General features: G+C 58.2%; 15 protein-coding genes and 1 tRNA gene. 4 read left to right on the top strand and 12 right to left on the bottom strand.

Annotated features, from left to right (window positions below):
• The first annotated feature begins 26 nt into the window (after positions 1-26).
• Positions 27-1,022: a catabolite repressor/activator gene (gene cra, locus K5K95_RS12990; protein ID WP_222589750.1), complete on the top strand. Its 996-nt coding sequence runs from the start codon at positions 27-29 to the stop codon at positions 1,020-1,022.
• 3 nt (positions 1,023-1,025) lie between these two features.
• Positions 1,026-1,802, top strand: coding sequence for a TatD family hydrolase (locus tag K5K95_RS12985; RefSeq protein ID WP_222589749.1), 777 nt, complete (start codon positions 1,026-1,028; stop codon positions 1,800-1,802).
• Here K5K95_RS12985 and K5K95_RS12980 read toward each other — a convergent pair whose 3' ends face one another.
• From K5K95_RS12980 to K5K95_RS12960, 5 genes are all read right to left on the bottom strand, one after another.
• Positions 1,803-2,192: a hypothetical protein gene (locus K5K95_RS12980; protein WP_222589748.1), complete on the bottom strand. Its 390-nt coding sequence runs from the start codon at positions 2,190-2,192 to the stop codon at positions 1,803-1,805.
• 174 nt (positions 2,193-2,366) lie between these two features.
• Positions 2,367-3,071, bottom strand: coding sequence for a methyl-accepting chemotaxis protein (locus K5K95_RS33610; RefSeq protein WP_409999728.1), 705 nt, complete (start codon positions 3,069-3,071; stop codon positions 2,367-2,369).
• A gap of 1,511 nt (positions 3,072-4,582) precedes the next feature.
• The gene (gene ampE / locus K5K95_RS12970) at positions 4,583-5,419 is read right to left on the bottom strand and encodes a regulatory signaling modulator protein AmpE (protein ID WP_222589746.1); all 837 of its coding nucleotides are present in this window, start codon (positions 5,417-5,419) and stop codon (positions 4,583-4,585) included.
• Positions 5,416-5,976: a 1,6-anhydro-N-acetylmuramyl-L-alanine amidase AmpD gene (ampD, locus tag K5K95_RS12965; RefSeq protein ID WP_090175627.1), complete on the bottom strand. Its 561-nt coding sequence runs from the start codon at positions 5,974-5,976 to the stop codon at positions 5,416-5,418. Before ampD ends, ampE begins: the two co-directional genes overlap by 4 nt.
• A 63-nt stretch (positions 5,977-6,039) precedes the next feature.
• Positions 6,040-8,247 (bottom strand): DUF1631 domain-containing protein, encoded by a 2,208-nt coding sequence (locus K5K95_RS12960; protein ID WP_222589745.1) that lies wholly within the window; start codon positions 8,245-8,247, stop codon positions 6,040-6,042.
• A gap of 283 nt (positions 8,248-8,530) precedes the next feature.
• Between K5K95_RS12960 and nadC the strand changes: the two genes are divergently transcribed.
• Entirely contained in the window at positions 8,531-9,379 is an 849-nt protein-coding gene (gene nadC / locus K5K95_RS12955) for a carboxylating nicotinate-nucleotide diphosphorylase (protein ID WP_222589744.1), read from the top strand.
• An 80-nt stretch (positions 9,380-9,459) separates the two neighbouring features.
• Here nadC and K5K95_RS12950 read toward each other — a convergent pair whose 3' ends face one another.
• On the bottom strand, positions 9,460-9,765 hold the full coding sequence (locus K5K95_RS12950) for a DUF6388 family protein (RefSeq protein WP_077747454.1): 306 nt from the start codon (positions 9,763-9,765) through the stop codon (positions 9,460-9,462).
• A gap of 315 nt (positions 9,766-10,080) precedes the next feature.
• Here K5K95_RS12950 and K5K95_RS12945 point away from each other — a divergent pair, with 315 nt between their 5' ends.
• The gene (locus K5K95_RS12945) at positions 10,081-11,010 is read left to right on the top strand and encodes a hypothetical protein (protein WP_222589743.1); all 930 of its coding nucleotides are present in this window, start codon (positions 10,081-10,083) and stop codon (positions 11,008-11,010) included.
• 7 nt (positions 11,011-11,017) lie between these two features.
• On the opposite strand, the gene K5K95_RS12940 is transcribed toward K5K95_RS12945, so the two are convergent.
• The 6 genes from K5K95_RS12940 to infB form a co-directional block, all read right to left on the bottom strand.
• Positions 11,018-11,093 (bottom strand) — tRNA-Thr (locus K5K95_RS12940).
• A 131-nt stretch (positions 11,094-11,224) separates the two neighbouring features.
• Positions 11,225-13,330, bottom strand: a complete 2,106-nt coding sequence (gene pnp / locus K5K95_RS12935; RefSeq protein WP_222589742.1) for a polyribonucleotide nucleotidyltransferase — start codon at positions 13,328-13,330, stop codon at positions 11,225-11,227.
• 195 nt (positions 13,331-13,525) lie between these two features.
• Complete coding sequence (gene rpsO / locus K5K95_RS12930) at positions 13,526-13,795, bottom strand: 30S ribosomal protein S15 (protein ID WP_003176135.1); 270 nt, start codon at positions 13,793-13,795, stop codon at positions 13,526-13,528.
• A gap of 117 nt (positions 13,796-13,912) precedes the next feature.
• On the bottom strand, positions 13,913-14,830 hold the full coding sequence (truB, locus tag K5K95_RS12925) for a tRNA pseudouridine(55) synthase TruB (RefSeq protein WP_208670029.1): 918 nt from the start codon (positions 14,828-14,830) through the stop codon (positions 13,913-13,915).
• Positions 14,831-14,833: 3 nt separating this feature from the next.
• On the bottom strand, positions 14,834-15,235 hold the full coding sequence (rbfA, locus tag K5K95_RS12920; RefSeq protein ID WP_008149016.1) for a 30S ribosome-binding factor RbfA: 402 nt from the start codon (positions 15,233-15,235) through the stop codon (positions 14,834-14,836).
• A gap of 159 nt (positions 15,236-15,394) precedes the next feature.
• On the bottom strand, positions 15,395-17,923 hold the full coding sequence (gene infB / locus K5K95_RS12915; protein WP_222589741.1) for a translation initiation factor IF-2: 2,529 nt from the start codon (positions 17,921-17,923) through the stop codon (positions 15,395-15,397).
• Positions 17,924-17,941 lie beyond the last annotated feature (18 nt).

Genomic DNA, 17,941 nt, shown 5'->3' with positions numbered 1-17,941 from the left:
GGGCGAAAAACAAGGAAACCCCCGAGTTGAAACTCAGTGATATCGCACAATTGGCCGGTGTGTCCGTTACCACCGCCAGTTACGTCATCAATGGCAAGGCCGAACAGCAACGCATCAGCAGCGCCACCGTAGAGCGCGTGCGTGCCGTCGTTGAACAACATGGTTTTACGCCCAATCCCCAGGCGGCCGGGCTGCGCAGCCGGCACACACGCACTTTGGGCTTCATTCTGCCGGATCTGGAAAACCCCAGTTACGCACGAATTGCCAAATTGCTCGAGCAAGGCGCCCGGGCTCGCGGCTATCAATTGCTGATCGCCAGTTCCGACGATGCGCCGGACAGCGAGCGTCAATTGCTCAAACTGTTCCGCGCTCGGCGCTGCGATGCGCTGATCGTTGCCAGCTGCCTGCCGGCCGGAGATGACAGCTACCGTCAGCTGCAAGCCAAAGGCATTCCGATCATTGCCATCGACCGGGTGATGGAACCCGAGCATTTCTGTTCGGTGATCAGCGATGACCGCGAGGCCAGCCTGCAATTGACCCGCAGCCTGCTCGATCCGCTGCCCAAGCAAATTGCGTTGATTGGCGCGCGTCCAGAGCTGAGCATCAGTCAGGAACGGGCTGCTGGATTCAAAGAGGCGTTGGCCGGGTTCAAGGGCGAAGTGCTGATTGAGCACGGCGAGTCGTTCAGCCGCGAATGCGGCAAACAGTTGATGGAAGAATTGCTGCAGCGCCTGGGCCATTTGCCGGATGCGCTGGTGACCACGTCCTACGTGCTGCTTCAAGGCGTGTTCGATGCCTTGCACGATTTCCCGCTCAAGACCCGCCCGCTGCGCCTGGGCACCTTCGGCGATACGCAGCTGCTGGACTTCCTGCCACTGCCGGTCAATGCCATGGCCCAGCAGCACCAACTGATCGCCGACAAAGCCCTGGCGCTCGCGCTGGCCGCCATCGAGCAGTCCGATTACCAACCCGGCGTGCAGGCCATTGCGCGGACCTTCAAGCAACGTATTCGCCAGGATTGAACCGTGGAGCTGATCGACAGCCACACTCATCTGGACTTTCCGGACTTTGACGAAGACCGTGCGGCGCTGCTGACCGAAAGCCGCACCCTCGGGGTGCGGCGGATGGTGGTGCTGGGGGTATTTCAGGGTAACTGGCAACGGGTTTGGGATCTGGTGCAAAGCGATCCTGACCTGTATGCGGCGTTCGGCTTGCACCCGGTGTATCTGGACGATCATCGCCCTGAAGATTTAGCTGCGCTCGGTGATTGGCTGACCCGGCTCGCCGGTCATCGGCAATTGTGCGCTGTGGGCGAAATCGGCCTGGATTACTTCATCGAAACCCTGGATCGCGAGCGCCAGCAGGCGTTGTTCGAAGCACAGTTGCAACTGGCGGCGGACTTCAATCTTCCGGCGCTGATTCATGTGCGACGCAGCCATGCGGCAGTAGTTGCCACGCTCAAGCGGTTCAAGCTCAAACGCGCAGGGATCATTCACGCGTTCGCCGGTAGCAAGGAAGAAGCCCGCGAGTACATCAAGCTGGGGTTCAAGCTTGGCCTCGGTGGTGCCGCCACCTGGCCTCAAGCGTTGCGCATGCACCGCGTGCTCGCCGAGTTGCCGCTGGATTCAGTGGTTCTGGAGACCGATTCCCCGGACATGGCGCCAGTCATGTTTCCCGGTCAACGCAACACCCCCGCGCACCTGCCGGCAATCTGCTCGGCACTGGCGCACATCATGGCGATCAGTCCCGAACAATTGGCCGAGACGAGCACGGCCAATGCCTGTGCGCTGTTCAACTGGTAATCAGTCGGCGTGAGCCTTGGCGGCTTCCAGAATCAGCGTCATGTGTTGCTTGTGCCGAGCGTATTGCACGACACCGAAATAGATCAGAATCGCAATCAGTGAAAAATTCAGCTGTTCGACCACGCTGATCAACCTGATCCACTCCATCACCAATGCCACCAGCAACGCGGTGCACACGGTCACCAACGTGCTAGCCCGCAACATGGCCAGGGAGTCGATGGATTTCAAGCGCTTGATCTGGTGCGGGTCGCTCAATTTCAACGCTTTATGGCAGTGGGCACAGGCGAACGACTCGTTGATCGCGATAGCGTTGAGCTGCCAGGGTTCGAGCACAAGCGTGGTTTCACAGTGGGCGCAGCGCCCCTGGATTCCAATTGTTGCAGATGACATCACCGAGCCTCCTCAGGGCGGGTCAGAGTGGTTGATCTTCCTTCATTGAAGACTAAAAAAAGAGAACTCGCAGGAAATCAGGAAGTTGCCGACCTGATTTGGGAAAAAATACGACAGACGCCACTCAAAAAAGGTGGGACAAGGCTGCTCCCACCGTTGATGTTCGGCACGGCATCACACCCGGAACGCGCTGATCAATTGCTTGAGTTCCACCACCTGAGCCGACAACGCGCGACTGGCATCCTCCGTCTGGTGCGCGCCTTCAGCGGTGCGCTCACCGGCCCGGTTGATCTCGACGATGTTCTGGTCAATATCATGAGCAACGGCTGTCTGCTGCTCTACCGCCGCGGCGATCTGCTGGTTCTGGTCGACGATCATGCCGACGGCGCCAAGAATGTTTTCCAGCGCCTGCTGGACTTTTTCCGACTGCCCGACCGTGCCGCCGGCCATTTGGTGGCTGATGCCCATGGCTTTCACCGCAGCGCCGACACCGCTGTGCAGCTTGGCGATCATCTGCTCGATTTCCTCGGTCGATTGCTGGGTTCGCTTGGCCAGGGTTCGCACCTCATCGGCCACCACCGCAAAGCCACGGCCCTGCTCGCCGGCCCGTGCCGCTTCGATAGCGGCGTTGAGGGCCAGAAGGTTGGTCTGTTCGGCAATGCTCTTGATCACTTCCAGCACGCGGCTGATGGACTGACTGTCGCTGGCCAGTTGATTGACCACCTGCACCGACTGGTCGATCTCGCTGGCCAGCTGCGCGATGCTGCCCTGTTGGGACTCCACCAGCCCGCGACCGCTGATGGTCTCGTCGTTGACGCTGTGGGCGCTGCTGACCGCGGCGGCGGCACTGCGCGCCACCTCAAGCGAGGTCGCCGACATCTGGTTCATGGCGGTGGCGACCTGCTCGATCTGCGAGCGCTGCCCTGCCACGGCCTGATTGCTTCGGGCAGAGACACTTTCGACCTGCCCGGCCTGACGCTCGACCTCATTGACGGTTTGTCCTACGCGCTCGATCAGGTCATGGATTTTTTTCACCGTGCCGTTGAACACCTCGCCCAATTCGCCGAGTTCATCGCGACTTTCTGCACGAAACGTGACGGTCATATCGCCCGCCGCCACTTTGTCCAATGTCGCCCCAAGCCGTTTGAGGGTGGTGCGGGTCGAGGCGTAGAAGCCGCCGTACAGGTAAAAAATCAGCACAAACACCACCGTCAACGCCACGGCCTGCATCACCATGTGGGTGCGGTTCTGCTCCAGTCGCTGCTGCAACTGAGCGCCGAGAAACTTCAGGGTGGCTTCATCGAGTTGGTAGGTCTTGTCCATCAGGCCTGTGACCTGATCGTAAAAGCCCTGCCATGGCGCATCGAGCGTATCGGCCATCACCACCTGCTCTTCGAACAGTTCACTGGCCTTTTTCAGCGACGCCTTGCTGCTATCGGCCAAGGCCGCCAGAGTTTCGCGCGCGGCCTTGCTGGAGCCCATGGCGTCCTGCAACTTCAAACTGTATTCGCCCTGGAGCTTTTCGATCTGCGCCAGCAACTCATCGAATCGTGTGCTCGACGACGAATTGAGAAAGCCCTGCCCCAGCGAATAGGAACCCATCGCACGGCCATCGCCCAAGATCTGGGTAACCGGTGGGGTGACGTTGGTAATGAGTTCGCTCAGTTGCCGCATGTCGCTCTGAGTGTCGCGGCCCAGTCCGGCCTGACTGGCAATGATCTGACTGAAAATCTGCGCGCTGCCCAGCAACTTTCCGATCATTCCGCTTTTGCTTTGCAGGGAGCTTTCCGCTTGCTGGGCTTTGAACGCGGCAATCATTTCGTCGCGCTTGGCATCGAAAATCGCGATCTGCTCCGCATCGGTGGTCATCGCCGTCATGCCCTGCAAACGGGTCAGCACGCTTTGTCCCAGGGTGCTGATCTGCGATTCGACGTTGCCGGCTTTGCCAGACTGGCCAAGGGTGACGTTGATCTGCACCAGGTTGTTCAGGGTTTCCAGGTCCCGTCGCAGGGTCAGGCTGCTGCCCAGCAGATCGAGGCTCTGCAGTTCCACCTGTGTGCCCTGGAACTCGCGATAAGAATCGCGCACCAGATAGAAGTTGGTCACCAGCATCGGCACGAGGAATAACACACTGATCAGGCTGAACTTCATACCGAAGCTCAGGCGATTCATCAGCGCGACGGCGGGATAGAGCAAGCTCTTCACTGGAAGTCTCCCTTTGAATTCTTATTTTTATTGGCAGGCGCAGCGCTACGGCAGATAGCCACTATTGAGCGCTATGCCTGTATAGCTCAAATCGGAGAGAGGTTTTGTAACTTAAGGTTAACGGGGGGCGGGCGTACCCGTAGCCGTTGACGCAGTTTGCGCCAACGATTACGGGTATCGGTGTGTCAGGGAAGGACCGTCCACAATGCAAAACCGGCGTACCAGAGCACCGCCGCTCGCAGCAGCAATTCCCAGATCCGGTCCAGGCTGTTGATGCCGTCCGGTCCGACGACTGGCGCAGGGATTTCACCGGCGACCAGTCCGACTTTCTCAATCAACTGGGCAGCGCTGATGTTCCAGTTCAGCAGTTCGTGCAACATCACCCGGCTTACGGCGACAAAGTTGCCGACCAGCGCGAAACTGGCCGCCAGCAGGCGCACAGGCACCCAGTCAAAGGCGTGACGCAACTGGCCCGCGCGCTCAACCACGGCCGGGTTCTGTCCGTGCTCTTCGGCCAGCGCCAGTAGTCGGTAGCTGAGCGCTGCAACCGGACCCAGCAGGAAATACCAAAAGATCACGGCGAAAAAGCTCTGATAAGCCTCCCACAGCAAATGGCCCTGGACCTGTTCAAGCAATTGCTCGCCACTGTCGGCGCAAATATCCAGGTCGCGTTTCGCCACATGGGCGGCCGCTTGCAGGTCTTCCCGGCGCCAGGCATCGCGAAACGGCCCGAGGCCGGCCAGCAAATCGCCACGCCCCAGACTGTAAATCACCACCAGCAGGTGCACCGGCAATGCCAGCAACCCGTAAGCCACCGGATCCAGCACCACCAACACCAAACCCAGCAGCGCCACGGGCAGCAGCACCAGCACTCCCAGGATCAGCCATGGCCGATCGATCAGTCGCGGATTGACTTCAAGCTTGTTCAGTTCATGTATCCAGCCGCCATCACGTTGAACCCGATGGCGCAGGGCCGAGAACTTCTCGATCCAGACGGCCAGCAGCAGCACCAGAAAACTCATTGTTGTTCCTCTTTTGCCAGGGCGGCGCGATAGCGTGCCCAGTCGAACGCGGGTCCCGGATCCGTTTTGCGGCCCGGGGCGATGTCACTATGGCCACAGATGCGCTGTGCAGTGATGGCCGGGAAAGCGCTTTGCAGCTGGCGGGTCAGCGCCGTCAACGCTTGATACTGAGCATCGGTGAACGGCAGATCATCCGTGCCTTCCAGCTCAATCCCCAGGGAAAAATCATTACAGGTTTCCCGTCCCTCGAAAATCGACACACCGGCGTGCCAGGCGCGCTCAAGACAGGAGACAAACTGAGTGACAGTGCCGTCACGTTCAATCAGAAAGTGCGCAGACACCCGCAGGTCGGCAATCCCTTCAAAGTATGGGTGCTCCGTGACATCCAGGCGATTCTGGAAAAATTCCTGCACCTTGCCAGTCAGAAACTGCGCAGGCGGCAGGCTGATGTTGTGGATCACCAGCAGGGAAATTTCGCCCGTGGGGCGCGCATTGAAATTGGGCGAGGGGCACAAGCGCACGCCCTGACACCAACCGCTCGCGGGGTCCAACTGCATACAGGTTCCTTCAACGACGACTGTGTGGCCCCCAGTATGCCGCGATAGACCCTTGGGGCGCGATCACTTGCCGCGATTGAGGCGCCGCAGGTTGCCAAGCACCGACTCCAGGGCCCGGTCGAACAGCAAGGTGTCATCCAGCGCCCGGACCGCGCCGCGACGAAACTCCAGGGCCAGGCCGATGCGACTGCGCTCCAGCACTTTCATCCCGGTGCGATCGACGAAAATATATTTTGCGGTGGCTTCGATAATTGCTGCCAGCTTGCAACGCAGGGTGTTTTCCTCGTCCTCCTGAAATTCGACCCAGGCGCCCAGACGCAATTGATCGACCTGAAGCAAGCCAGGATCGTCCGCCGGCAAGCGCACCGACACGCTATCGACCGGTCCTTCGTCAGCGCTGCGCAGTACGATTTCTTCCAGCACCTGGACCATCACTGGCGCCTCGACAGGCTGTTCGACGGCGTGCCCCGGAATTTCAAACAACTGAAGATGCAAGGTTTCCAGCTCACTGAAAAACTCACTGGTGGCGAACGGATCGAATGCCGAGGCGCTCAGCCCGTCGCGCAGGGACTTCAGCAACCCTGGCACCAGTGCCAACAACCGCATACCCGCATCAGGATCAACATGACGCTGCACGCTCCAGATCAATTGCTCCATGGTCTGCACATCGGCGTGCCACTCCGTGGAGTGTTCGCCGTGTTTGAGGCAGGTCAACAACAGCACTTTGCTCCAGGCTTGATGGACGAAGGCCACCACTGCCTGGGGCAGCACTTTGCCCAATAACGCCTGATTAAGCGCCCGCTCGACATGCTGGCGCGCCAATTCAGTCTTGGCGCGGCCTTCTTCGGCGTCACGGGTGCGCTGCTCCAGCAGCTCACTGCGTCGGCGCTCGTCGCTGGTAAAGGCGAGAAAATCCGCCAGCAGTTCGGAAAAAATGGCCGGGTCGTCGACAAAATCGTTCAACAGGCGCTGCACGACCTGCTCGATGCGCCGGTACAGGCTGTCTCGCTCATGGTCATCGCACTCACCCCAGCCCATGGCGGCTGCAGCGATTTCGTTGAGCAAACGCCGGGCCGGATGACTGGTGCGGCTGAAGAAGCTCTTGTCGAGCACCGCGACTTTGAGCATCGGGATTTGCAGACGGCCAATCAACGCCTTGAGGGTATCCGGCAGGTTGCGGTCATCGAGGATGCATTCAAAGAGCATGGCGATCAGGTTGATCACGTCTTCGTCGGCACCGTCGACCACGCGCGACTTGCCACTCTTGACGCTGACCCGGGTCAGCAGTTGTTCGAGCTGGTTACGCAAATCGAAATCGTCCTGCATCGTCAGCGCCGGCACGTATTGCTGCAAGTGCGAGAGCAGGCGCATCAGGTCGCGGGTAGAAATGGGTTGTGTCTGGGCACTGACTTCCAGGGTCGGCGCCACGCTGCCGCGCACGTGCAGCAGTAACTCCTGCAGCGCAGCGAAGACTTCCTGCACGCCCTCATCGAGCAGCGTGCTGCCTGGATGTTCGCTGGCCTCCGCCGTCTCGGCATAGGCACTGGCCGTCGCAAGATCGGTGAAACGACGCATGGGGGCGGGCTTGAGGTCAGGCAAAACACCGGTCGCGATGAGCAACTGATTCGCTTCGGCATACAGCTGATCAGCGCTGCTGAGCACATAGCGATCGAACAGCTTGAGGATGATCAGCTTGACCTTGATTTCCACCCCGAGGTCGCGCCCGGCCTGCAAGAAATACTCACAGAGCATCGCCGGCCCCAACGGGTTGCGCTGATCGTCCAGGTCGTTGCCCAGCAACGCGCTGAGCCGGGCCGTCAGTTGGTCGAGGGCGAAACCGTCGCGGTTCAGCACTTTGCCGACCATGGCCTCCACCGCGATGCTGCGCTCAAGCTCGTCACTGGGTAATGCATCGGTGTCGAGCGCCAATGCCTGAGGCAAGGCCGGCCGGCTGCTGTCGTACTGAGAGAGGCTGACGAATGCCGCAAAGAATTGCTCGAGAAAACCGCGCTCAATGCTTTTTCGCTTGAGACGCAAGTCGCGCATGGCTTCGAAAAAGAGGTTCTGTTCAACATCGCTGCGCGCCCGATCGGCCATTTCGAATAGCGTATCGTCGGCGTTATCGAACAGTTCCTGTAAACCATGCCGTAACTGTTGAGTGGCCTTGTCGCGCACCTGAAGCAGAATCACAGGCAGGCGGGCGAGTGGCGATTGTGTCGCCTGATCGGTAGCCGCCTTGCGCAAAGGCACTACATTCCCGTCGTTGTGCATCCAAGCCTCCAGAAACGGTGATTCTTCGAATAGTCGTAAACCCAACAGCACGTCAAAGCCATGACGTCAAAAGCAAGGCGGATTATCAGCAAAAGACGTCCGGTGTACCAGCAGACTCTATGCTTGCCATTGAATTAGACGCTTCTGGAAGACGCCGCCGTTGTGCCAATGACTCAAATGAATCGACCAAATGCAGGTTTGCAAGCAACGAGACGCCTCTGATGCCTTGGGTTGCTTCGCGCCATAGCCCTATAATCGGGCCACTTTGTTTGTGGAGCCCGTTATGCCGAATCTACGTCTCGCCGACTTGACCGCCGAAATCGAAGCCAACGTGCGCCGTGCGTTGCTCGAAGACATCGGCAGCGGCGACATCACCGCGCAGCTGATCCCCGCCGAACGCCTGGCCAAAGCGACCATCATCACCCGCGACGCCGCTGTCATCGCCGGCACGGCCTGGGTCGATGCGGTTTTCCGGCAACTGGACCCTCGGGTTGCGGTGCACTGGCAGGTGCGCGACGGCGAGCGGGTCAAGCCCAATCAAGCGCTGTTTCATCTGGAAGGCCCGGCACGCTCGCTGTTGACCGGAGAACGCTGTGCGTTGAACTTCCTGCAATTGCTTTCGGGCGTGGCCACGCGCGCGCAGTACCTGGCGGATTTTGTTGCCAATACTCAGGTGAAGTTGCTCGACACTCGCAAAACCCTGCCTGGCCTGCGCCTGGCGCAAAAGTACGCCGTAACCTGCGGCGGTTGCCACAATCACCGCATCGGCCTCTACGACGCCTTCCTGATCAAGGAAAACCATATCGCGGCCAGTGGTGGCATCCTCGAGGCCATCAACGCCGCCCACAAGATTGCCCCCGGCAAGCCGGTCGAGATTGAAGTGGAAAGCCTGGAAGAATTGAAAGAAGCCCTGGCAGCAGGTGCTGACATCATCATGCTTGACGAGCTGAGCCTGGACGACATGCGCGAGGCGGTGCGCCTGAACGGCGGCAAGGCGAAACTGGAGGCCAGCGGCGGTATCAACGAAAGCACGTTGCTGCCGATTGCCGAAACCGGGGTGGATTACATTTCGATCGGTGCGATGACCAAGGATGTGAAGGCTGTCGATCTGTCGATGCGGCTCAGCCTCTGAGCAGCTACGAGCGACAAGCTTCAAGCTTCAAGCAGTTCTGCTTTGACTTGAAGCTTGCCGCTTGAAACTTGGAGCGGCCTTTAAACCACCAGATTGTTCATCTCGCAGTACTCTTCCCATTCGACGCCCAGGACCTCGGCCGCCTCTTTGTGCAGTACAAGGCGCGCGGCCTCGAACTCTTCCGGGGTCGACGTGTACTTGAGCGTCAGTTCCCACGGCTGCAAGCCCTGGGATTCCGCCTCATCCTCGAACGCCCACTGGATCTGGTCTTTCTGATCGTCGGCTGGCAGGTCCTTGATCTCTTCGGCTAGCTGGGGCGATTCCAGCAAGTACTTTTTCAGTGCTTCTTCGTGTCTGGCTTCTTGGGTCAATTCTTTAACGGTCATGTCGTTCTCGCTGATCTGGGGAATGGAAGATGGATCTGGATCATCAAGGATCTCTCTGACGCAAAAAACCGTTTGAAGCCCGGTTTGTCTGGCCTTCAGAACCATTCGGGGATCATCTGAAAACTGCAAGGTGGTACGTGTACAGAGTCCGAATATAGGACGTTTGTTCGACGATTTATACGGACTTTTACATCAAATCAACAAAAAAACCGTCGAGCAGACTTTCTGTAAATTTTCCCGAGCTACCCAGGAACAAGATTCAAAAGGTAAAGTCATAGCGATGTGCCATCTAGGCACTTCACAAGGAACCCGGTGATGCGTAATTTTCCAAAGCTTCCGTCCACCCTGTTTGCAACCGGCATGGCCACCCTGCTTCTTGGCAGCCTGGCACTGCCCAATACAGCTCAGGCCGGTCTGGAATACAAATCCGACAGCGCTTCTTCTTCCGACAAATTCCTCGCCTATCACTACAATTACGGCACATACGTGATGGTCAAATCCGATGTCAGTACGGATGACGTGGTAGGCCTGCAACGCGTCGTCAAAACCAATACAGCTGATATGGAAGCGCTGAAAAAAACCGTCAGTGAACAGGCGCGACTCATTGAAGAACTCAAGCGCAACAACGGATCGAGTTCCAACACCAACGCCAGCGAAATGGACAAACTCAAGCGTACGATCAGCGAGCAGAACACCGGACTGGTGAACCTCGCCAAAGCCGTGGACGAACTCAAACGCAACAGCAACGCGAACTCCAGCAGCTCCAGCTCCCATTCCAGCGAAGTCAGCGACCTCAAGCGCACGGTCAGCGAACAGGAGAACAGCCTGAAGAAGCTTGCCAGTCAGATGGATGATCTCAAACGCAGCAGCGGATCGAACGCCAGTTCAAGCTCCAGTTCAAGCTCGAGCGAAGTCAGCGACCTCAAGCGCACGGTCGGCGAACAGGAGAACAGCCTGAAGAAGCTTGCCAGTCAGATGGATGATCTCAAACGCAGCAGCGGATCGAATGCCAGTTCAAGCTCCAGTTCCGGCGAAGTGAACGACCTTAAGCGCTCGGTCAACGAACAGCAAAACGACTTGAAAAGGCTTGCCAGCCAGGTGGAAGACCTCAAGCGCAGCGCCGGATCGAGTTCCAGTTCAAGCTCCAGTGACCTGTCCAGTCTGAAGCGAGACGTCAGCTCCCAGAACAGTCAGATGGATCAGCTCAAACGGGCCGTGGATGATCTGAGCAGAAAGGTGAAATAAAAGGGGATGGTGCCCGAGACAGGAATCGAACCTGCGACCTTCGCGTTACGAGTGCGCTGCTCTACCGGCTGAGCTACACGGGCGGTGGGCTAAACCTAGCACCGGGTTTAAGCCTCAGCAACTTCATGCGCTGTTTCGCAGACAAAAAAATGCCCCGCAGCTTTCACTGCGGGGCATTTTTCATAACGTTGAAGCGGTCAAGCCTGGGAGTTGATTAAACGCCCGATGCCTTGGCTGCTGCTACGTCTTTGATGGACAGCTTGATACGGCCGCGGTTGTCCACGTCCAGTACCAGTACTTCCACTTCCTGGCCTTCTTTCAGGATGTCGGTCACTTTCTCTACGCGAGCATCGCTCAGCATCGAGATGTGAACCAGACCGTCCTTGCCTGGCAGGATGTTGACGAATGCGCCGAAGTCGACGATGCGCTCAACCTTACCCACGTAGATCTTGCCGATTTCAGCTTCTGCAGTGATGCCCAGAACGCGCTGGCGTGCAGCTTCAGCAGCTTCCTTGGTTTCGCCGAAGATCTTGATCGAGCCGTCGTCTTCGATGTCGATCGAAGCCTTGGTCTCTTCACAGATCGCACGAATGGTCGCGCCGCCTTTACCGATAACATCACGGATTTTGTCGGTGTCGATTTTCATCGCGATCATGGTCGGAGCGTTTTCCGACAGTTCGGTACGCGACTGGCCAATGATCTGGTTCATCTGACCGAGGATGTTCAGGCGCGCTTCCAGGGCTTGGCCCAGAGCGATCTCCATGATTTCTTCGGTGATGCCTTTGATCTTGATGTCCATCTGCAGCGCGGTCACACCTTTGGCGGTACCGGCTACTTTGAAGTCCATGTCGCCCAGGTGGTCTTCGTCACCCAGGATGTCGGTCAGGACAGCGAATTTCTCGCCTTCCTTAACCAGACCCATGGCGATACCGGCAACAGGTGCCTTCATCGGAACGCCAGCGTCCATCAGAGCCAGGGAAGCGCCGCAGACCGAAGCCATCGAGCTCGAACCGTTGGACTCGGTGATTTCCGACACAACACGGATGGTGTACGGGAACACGTCGGCAGCAGGCAGCATGGCCTGAACCGAACGACGAGCCAGACGACCGTGACCGATTTCACGACGACCAGCGCCACCCATGCGACCACACTCACCTACCGAGAACGGAGGGAAGTTGTAGTGCAGCATGAACGGGTCTTTTTTCTCGCCTTCCAGGGTGTCCAGCAGTTGTGCGTCACGGGCGGTGCCCAGAGTTGCAACGACCAGCGCCTGGGTTTCGCCGCGGGTAAACAGTGCCGAACCGTGGGTCTTTGGCAGAACACCGACTTCGATGTTCAGCGGACGTACGGTCTTGGTGTCGCGGCCGTCGATACGTGGCTTGCCGTTAACGATGTTTTCGCGAACGGTGCGGTATTCGATTTCGCCGAAAGCAGCTTTGACTTCACTGGACGAAGGCTGGCCTTCTTCACCGGACAGCTTGGCAACCACCTGGTCTTTCAGTTCGCCCAGACGAGCATAACGGTCGGCCTTGACGGTAATGGTGTAAGCCTGGGAGATCGCTTCGCCGAACTCGGCACGGATAGCGCCCAGCAGTGCGGTGGCTTCTGGCTGTGGAGCCCAGGTCCAGGTCGGCTTGGCAGCTTCGGCAGCCAGTTCTTTGACAGCGTTGATCACAACCTGGAACTCGTCGTGAGCAAACAGTACCGCGCCCAGCATCTGGTCTTCGGTCAGCTCTTTGGCTTCCGATTCAACCATCAACACGGCTTCCGACGTACCGGCAACGACCATGTCCAGGCTCGATGCTTTCAGTTGTTCGTAAGTCGGGTTCAGCAGGTAGCCGGTGCTTTCGTGGAACGCAACGCGGGCAGCGCCGATCGGACCATCGAAAGGAATGCCGGAGATAGCCAGGGCAGCCGAGGTACCGATCATCGCAGCGATGTCCGGATCGGTCTTCTTGCTGGTGGAAACGACGGTGCAGACAACCTGCACTTCGTTCATGAAGCCTTCTGGGAACAGCGGACGGATCGGACGGTCGATCAGTCGGGAAGTCAGGGTTTCTTTCTCGGAAGGACGGCCTTCGCGCTTGAAGAAACCGCCAGGGATCTTACCGGCAGCGTAAGTCTTTTCCTGGTAGTGAACGGACAGAGGGAAAAAGCCCTTGCCTGGATCGGCTTGCTTGGCGCCGACCACAGTCACCAATACGCTGACGTCGTCGTCAACGGTGACCAATACTGCGCCGGAGGCCTGACGGGCGATACGGCCAGTCTCGAGGGTAACGGTCGACTGACCGAACTGGAATTTTTTGATTACCGGGTTCACGGTGTCCTACCTTCTTTTGTGGCTCTTGGGGAACTTGTCTTCTTGCGAAATTCTTGGGCAATGTCGGGAATCGGCCCAACGCCTGTCCAGGGTAAAACGACTATCCAGATAAAACTTGAGGCTGGGAGCCTGCCATGCGCCAGCGGGAAACCCGCTGACGCACGACAGACAACCAACCTCTAGCGCAATCGCTTATTAGCGACGCAGACCCAGGCGACCGATCAGAGCCTGATAACGACCCAGATCCTTGCCTTTCAGGTAGTCCAGCAGCTTACGACGCTGGTTAACCATGCGGATCAGACCACGACGGGAGTGGTGATCTTTACCGTTGGCCTTGAAGTGACCTTGCAGCTTGTTGATGTTGTGGGTCAGCAGTGCAACTTGCACTTCTGGCGAACCAGTGTCACCAACAGCTTGCTGGTAGTCAGCTACGATTTGGGCTTTTTCTTGAACGTCGAGAGCCATGAGGCAATCCTTTTATCAGGAAACTGTTTCAAAGAAACAGCTTCAACAGGCCAGGGACAAATCCCTGTATCTAAAAATGAGTAGTGACCGTGCCTGTTGACAGCCACCCTCGTCCGGTCATTCTGACCGAATCAGTCGACGTGGCGCGATGCGCCCGTCTTCGCTCACTTCACCGATACCGATGAAGCGACCATTGTGATCCTGTACCCGTACCATGCCGAACTTCGGTGCATCCGGGGCACGTACCGGTTGGCCGTTGAGCCAGTAGAACGTGCTGTGCTCCGAGAACTGCAATAGCGGCCAATCCAGCAGGCCACTGTCCGATGGCATCAGGAAGCGGTCGACCGCTTCGTTGCCGCCTTCGGCGTGTACGGCTTCCAACTCTTCAAGCGTGACCGTCTGCGCCAGCGTGAAAGGCCCGGCCTGGGTACGTCGCAATTCAGCTACGTAAGCGCCACAACCGAGTTGCTCACCGATATCCTCCACCAGGGTGCGAATATAGGTGCCTTTGCTGCAATCCACCGCGAGCCGCGCAGTATCACCCTCAAAGGCCAGCAATTCCAAGCGCGCAATAGTAACAGAACGCGGTTCGCGCTCCACTACTTCGCCTGCACGGGCCAACTTGTAGAGCGGCTGGCCATCACGCTTGAGTGCCGAGTACATCGGCGGTATCTGACTGATTTGCCCACGAAATTTCGGCAGTACGGCTTCGACATCGGCGCGACCAACGGTCACCGGACGCTCCTGCAAAACTTCACCCTCGGCATCCGCCGTGGTGGTGGTCTTGCCCAGTTGCGCCAGGGTTTCGTAACCCTTGTCCGAATCGAGAAGGTATTGCGAAAACTTGGTGGCCTCTCCGAAGCACAGCGGCAACACGCCGGTGGCCAGCGGATCGAGACTGCCGGTATGCCCGGCCTTCTCGGCGTTCAGCAACCAGCGGACCTTCTGCAACGCGGCGTTGGAGGTAAACCCCAGCGGCTTGTCGAGCAGAATGATGCCGCTGACATTACGACGGATACGTTTGACCTGAGCCACCGATTACTCCTTGGTGTCTTCGGCTTCAGCCGCAACCGGGTGCTGGTTGTCTTCAGCCACCGCACGCTCGATCAGGGCCGACAGGTGCGCACCACGCACGACGCTTTCGTCGTAGTGGAAGTGCAACTGAGGAACGCTGCGCAACTTCATTTCGCGGGCCAACTGCATACGCAGGAAACCAGCGGCGGAGTTGAGCACCTTGATGCTTTGCGCGATGTCTTCGGCGTTGTCCTGCCCCATTACAGTGATGAAGATCTTGGCGTGACCGACGTCACGGCTGACTTCAACAGCGGTAATGGTGACCAGGCCGACGCGCGGGTCTTTGACTTCACGACGGATCAGCTGTGCCAGCTCACGCTGCATCTGATCGCCGATACGTTGGGTACGGCTGTATTCTTTTGCCATGTCTTGTTACCTGTTACTGCCCCACGGCGAAACCCGAAGGGTCTGAAAGCGGCAAACGCCCGGCCTGACAAAAGCCAGACCGGGCGTTGCGTTTAGAGTCCTGACGCTGTGCCGCGCATCTGCATGCAGCGGCTCATCGTGGCCCTTGAAGTGCGCGAGTTAGAGGCTGCGAGCAACCTGAACCTTCTCGAAGACTTCGATCTTGTCACCGACTTTGACGTCGTTGTAGCTCTTAACGCCGATACCGCATTCCATGCCGGCACGTACTTCGGAAGCGTCATCCTTGAAGCGGCGCAGGGATTCCAGCTCGCCTTCGAAGATAACGATGTCTTCACGCAGTACACGGATTGGACGGTTACGGTGAACAACACCTTCGATAACCATGCAACCGGCGATCGCGCCAAACTTCGGCGAACGGAACACGTCACGCACTTCAGCGATACCCAGGATGTTCTCGCGAACATCGCTGCCCAGCATACCGGTGAGGGCTTTCTTGACGTCTTCGATGATGTCGTAGATCACGTTGTAGTAACGCATATCCAGACCTTCCTGCTCGACGATCTTGCGAGCGCCAGCATCGGCACGCACGTTGAAGCCAAACAGTACAGCGTTGGAGGCCAGTGCCAGGTTGGCGTCGGATTCGGTGATACCACCGACACCGCCACCGACAACACGCACTTGCACTTCGTCGTTACCCAGGCCGTTCAAGGCACCGTTCAACGCTTCCAGCGAACCACGGACGTCGGATTTGAGGACGATGTTGAGCGTCTTCTTCTCTGCCTGACCCATGTTCTCGAAGATGTTTTCCAGCTTGCCGGCGTGAGCGCGAGCCAGTTTGACTTCGCGGAACTTGCCTTGACGGAACAGAGCCACTTCACGGGCTTTCTTCTCGTCCGACAGCACGCTCATCTCGTCGCCAGCGTCCGGGGTACCGTCCAGGCCGAGGATCTCGACAGGGATGGAAGGACCGGCTTCCTTGATTGGCTTGCCGTTCTCGTCGAGCATGGCACGTACACGGCCATAGTTCGAACCGACCAGCACCATGTCGCCTTGACGCAGGGTACCGTCTTGAACCAGAACGGTTGCAACCGGGCCACGACCTTTGTCGAGACGCGATTCAACCACGACGCCACGGCCAGGTGCCGAAGGTGTCGCTTTCAGTTCCAGAACTTCAGCCTGCAGCAGGACAGCTTCGAGCAACTCGTCCACGCCCGTACCGACTTTCGCCGAAACCGATACGAACGGGGTGTCGCCGCCCCACTCTTCCGAGGTCACACCGTGAACCGACAGTTCGCTACGGATGCGATCGAGATCGGCGCCCGGCTTGTCGATTTTGTTCACAGCGACTACCAGCGGAACACCTGCAGCCTTGGCGTGCTGAACAGCTTCAATGGTCTGCGGCATCACGCCGTCGTCCGCTGCAACTACCAGGATCACGATGTCGGTCGCCTTGGCACCACGGGCACGCATTGCGGTAAACGCGGCGTGACCAGGGGTGTCGAGGAAGGTGACCATGCCGCGTTCGGTTTCAACGTGGTACGCACCGATGTGCTGGGTGATACCGCCGGCTTCGCCAGCAGCTACCTTGGCACGACGGATATAGTCGAGCAGCGACGTCTTACCGTGGTCAACGTGGCCCATTACGGTCACGACTGGTGCACGGGAGAACGTCTCACCTTCAAACTTCAGGGACTCGGCCAGGGAATCTTCCAGGGCGGTGTCGCTGACCAGGGTCACTTTGTGGCCCAGTTCCTCGGCTACCAGTTGAGCAGTTTCCTGATCAAGCACCTGGTTGATGGTCGCTGGAGTACCCAGTTTGAACATGAACTTGATGATTTCAGCAGCCTTGACCGACATCTGCTGAGCGAGATCGCCAACAGTGATGGTCTCGCCGATCTGCACATCACGCACGACAGGGCCGGTTGGGCTCTGGAAACCGTGAGCGTTGCGTTTCTTCAGCTTGGCCTTGCCGCGACCACCACGACGGAAGCCATCGCTTTCTTCGTCGGTGGTACGTGGAGCAACACGCGGAGCAGGCGCTTTTTCCTTGACCGAAGCACGATGCGGAGCGTTTTTGCGCTCACCATCGCCACTGCCACGACGATTGTTATCGTCGGCACGTGGTTTGTCCGGACGGCGCTGTTCGTTCTGCTTGTTGCGAACGTCGGCAGACGGCGCTGGAGCAGCAGCCACAACCGGTGCGCTTTCACGTACTGGTTCGGCGACTGCAGCAGGTGCTGCAACAGCGTCATTAGTAGCGGATTGCGCAGCAGCTGGCTGGCGACGTGCTTCTTCTTCGGCGCGACGCTTGGCTTCTTCTTCAGCCTTCTGACGTGCAGCATTTTCTACTGCGCGACGTTCTTCCAGTTCGCGTTTGCGCTCGGCTTCGATTTCTTCCGGGCTGCGCTGTACGAAAACTTTCTTTTTACGCACTTCAACACTGATGCTTTTGCTGCCAGCAACACGCAGGGTGCTGGTGGTTTTACGCTGCAGTGTAATCTTGCGTGGTTCTTCCACTTTCGCCTTGTGGCTGCTTTTCAAGTGAGTCAGCAAAGATTGCTTCTCACTGTCAGTCACATGTTCTTCGGCGGCGGTGTGCGGCAGACCTGCCTCACGCATCTGCTGCAACAGGCGCTCTACCGGTGTTTTGACCTCATCGGCCAGTTGTTTCACCGTGACTTGCGTCATGCACTTCTCTCCTCAGGC

The organism is Pseudomonas sp. DR48 (genome assembly GCF_019823085.1).
Taxonomy (GTDB): domain Bacteria; phylum Pseudomonadota; class Gammaproteobacteria; order Pseudomonadales; family Pseudomonadaceae; genus Aquipseudomonas.
Note: the sequence above shows the minus strand (reverse complement) of the source record. Positions and strands in the feature narration are given on the sequence as shown.

Coding starts and splice junctions, on each gene's coding strand:
- rbfA (WP_008149016.1), bottom strand. CDS start 15,235: ATGGCAAAAGAATACAGCCGTACCCAACGTATCGGCGATCAGATGCAG.
- ampD (WP_090175627.1), bottom strand. CDS start 5,976: ATGCAGTTGGACCCCGCGAGCGGTTGGTGTCAGGGCGTGCGCTTGTGC.
- ampE (WP_222589746.1), bottom strand. CDS start 5,419: ATGAGTTTTCTGGTGCTGCTGCTGGCCGTCTGGATCGAGAAGTTCTCG.
- K5K95_RS12945 (WP_222589743.1), top strand. CDS start 10,081: ATGCGTAATTTTCCAAAGCTTCCGTCCACCCTGTTTGCAACCGGCATG.
- K5K95_RS12960 (WP_222589745.1), bottom strand. CDS start 8,247: ATGCACAACGACGGGAATGTAGTGCCTTTGCGCAAGGCGGCTACCGAT.
- K5K95_RS33610 (WP_409999728.1), bottom strand. CDS start 3,071: ATGTCGGCGACCTCGCTTGAGGTGGCGCGCAGTGCCGCCGCCGCGGTC.
- rpsO (WP_003176135.1), bottom strand. CDS start 13,795: ATGGCTCTCGACGTTCAAGAAAAAGCCCAAATCGTAGCTGACTACCAG.
- K5K95_RS12980 (WP_222589748.1), bottom strand. CDS start 2,192: ATGTCATCTGCAACAATTGGAATCCAGGGGCGCTGCGCCCACTGTGAA.
- K5K95_RS12950 (WP_077747454.1), bottom strand. CDS start 9,765: ATGACCGTTAAAGAATTGACCCAAGAAGCCAGACACGAAGAAGCACTG.
- infB (WP_222589741.1), bottom strand. CDS start 17,923: ATGACGCAAGTCACGGTGAAACAACTGGCCGATGAGGTCAAAACACCG.
- nadC (WP_222589744.1), top strand. CDS start 8,531: ATGCCGAATCTACGTCTCGCCGACTTGACCGCCGAAATCGAAGCCAAC.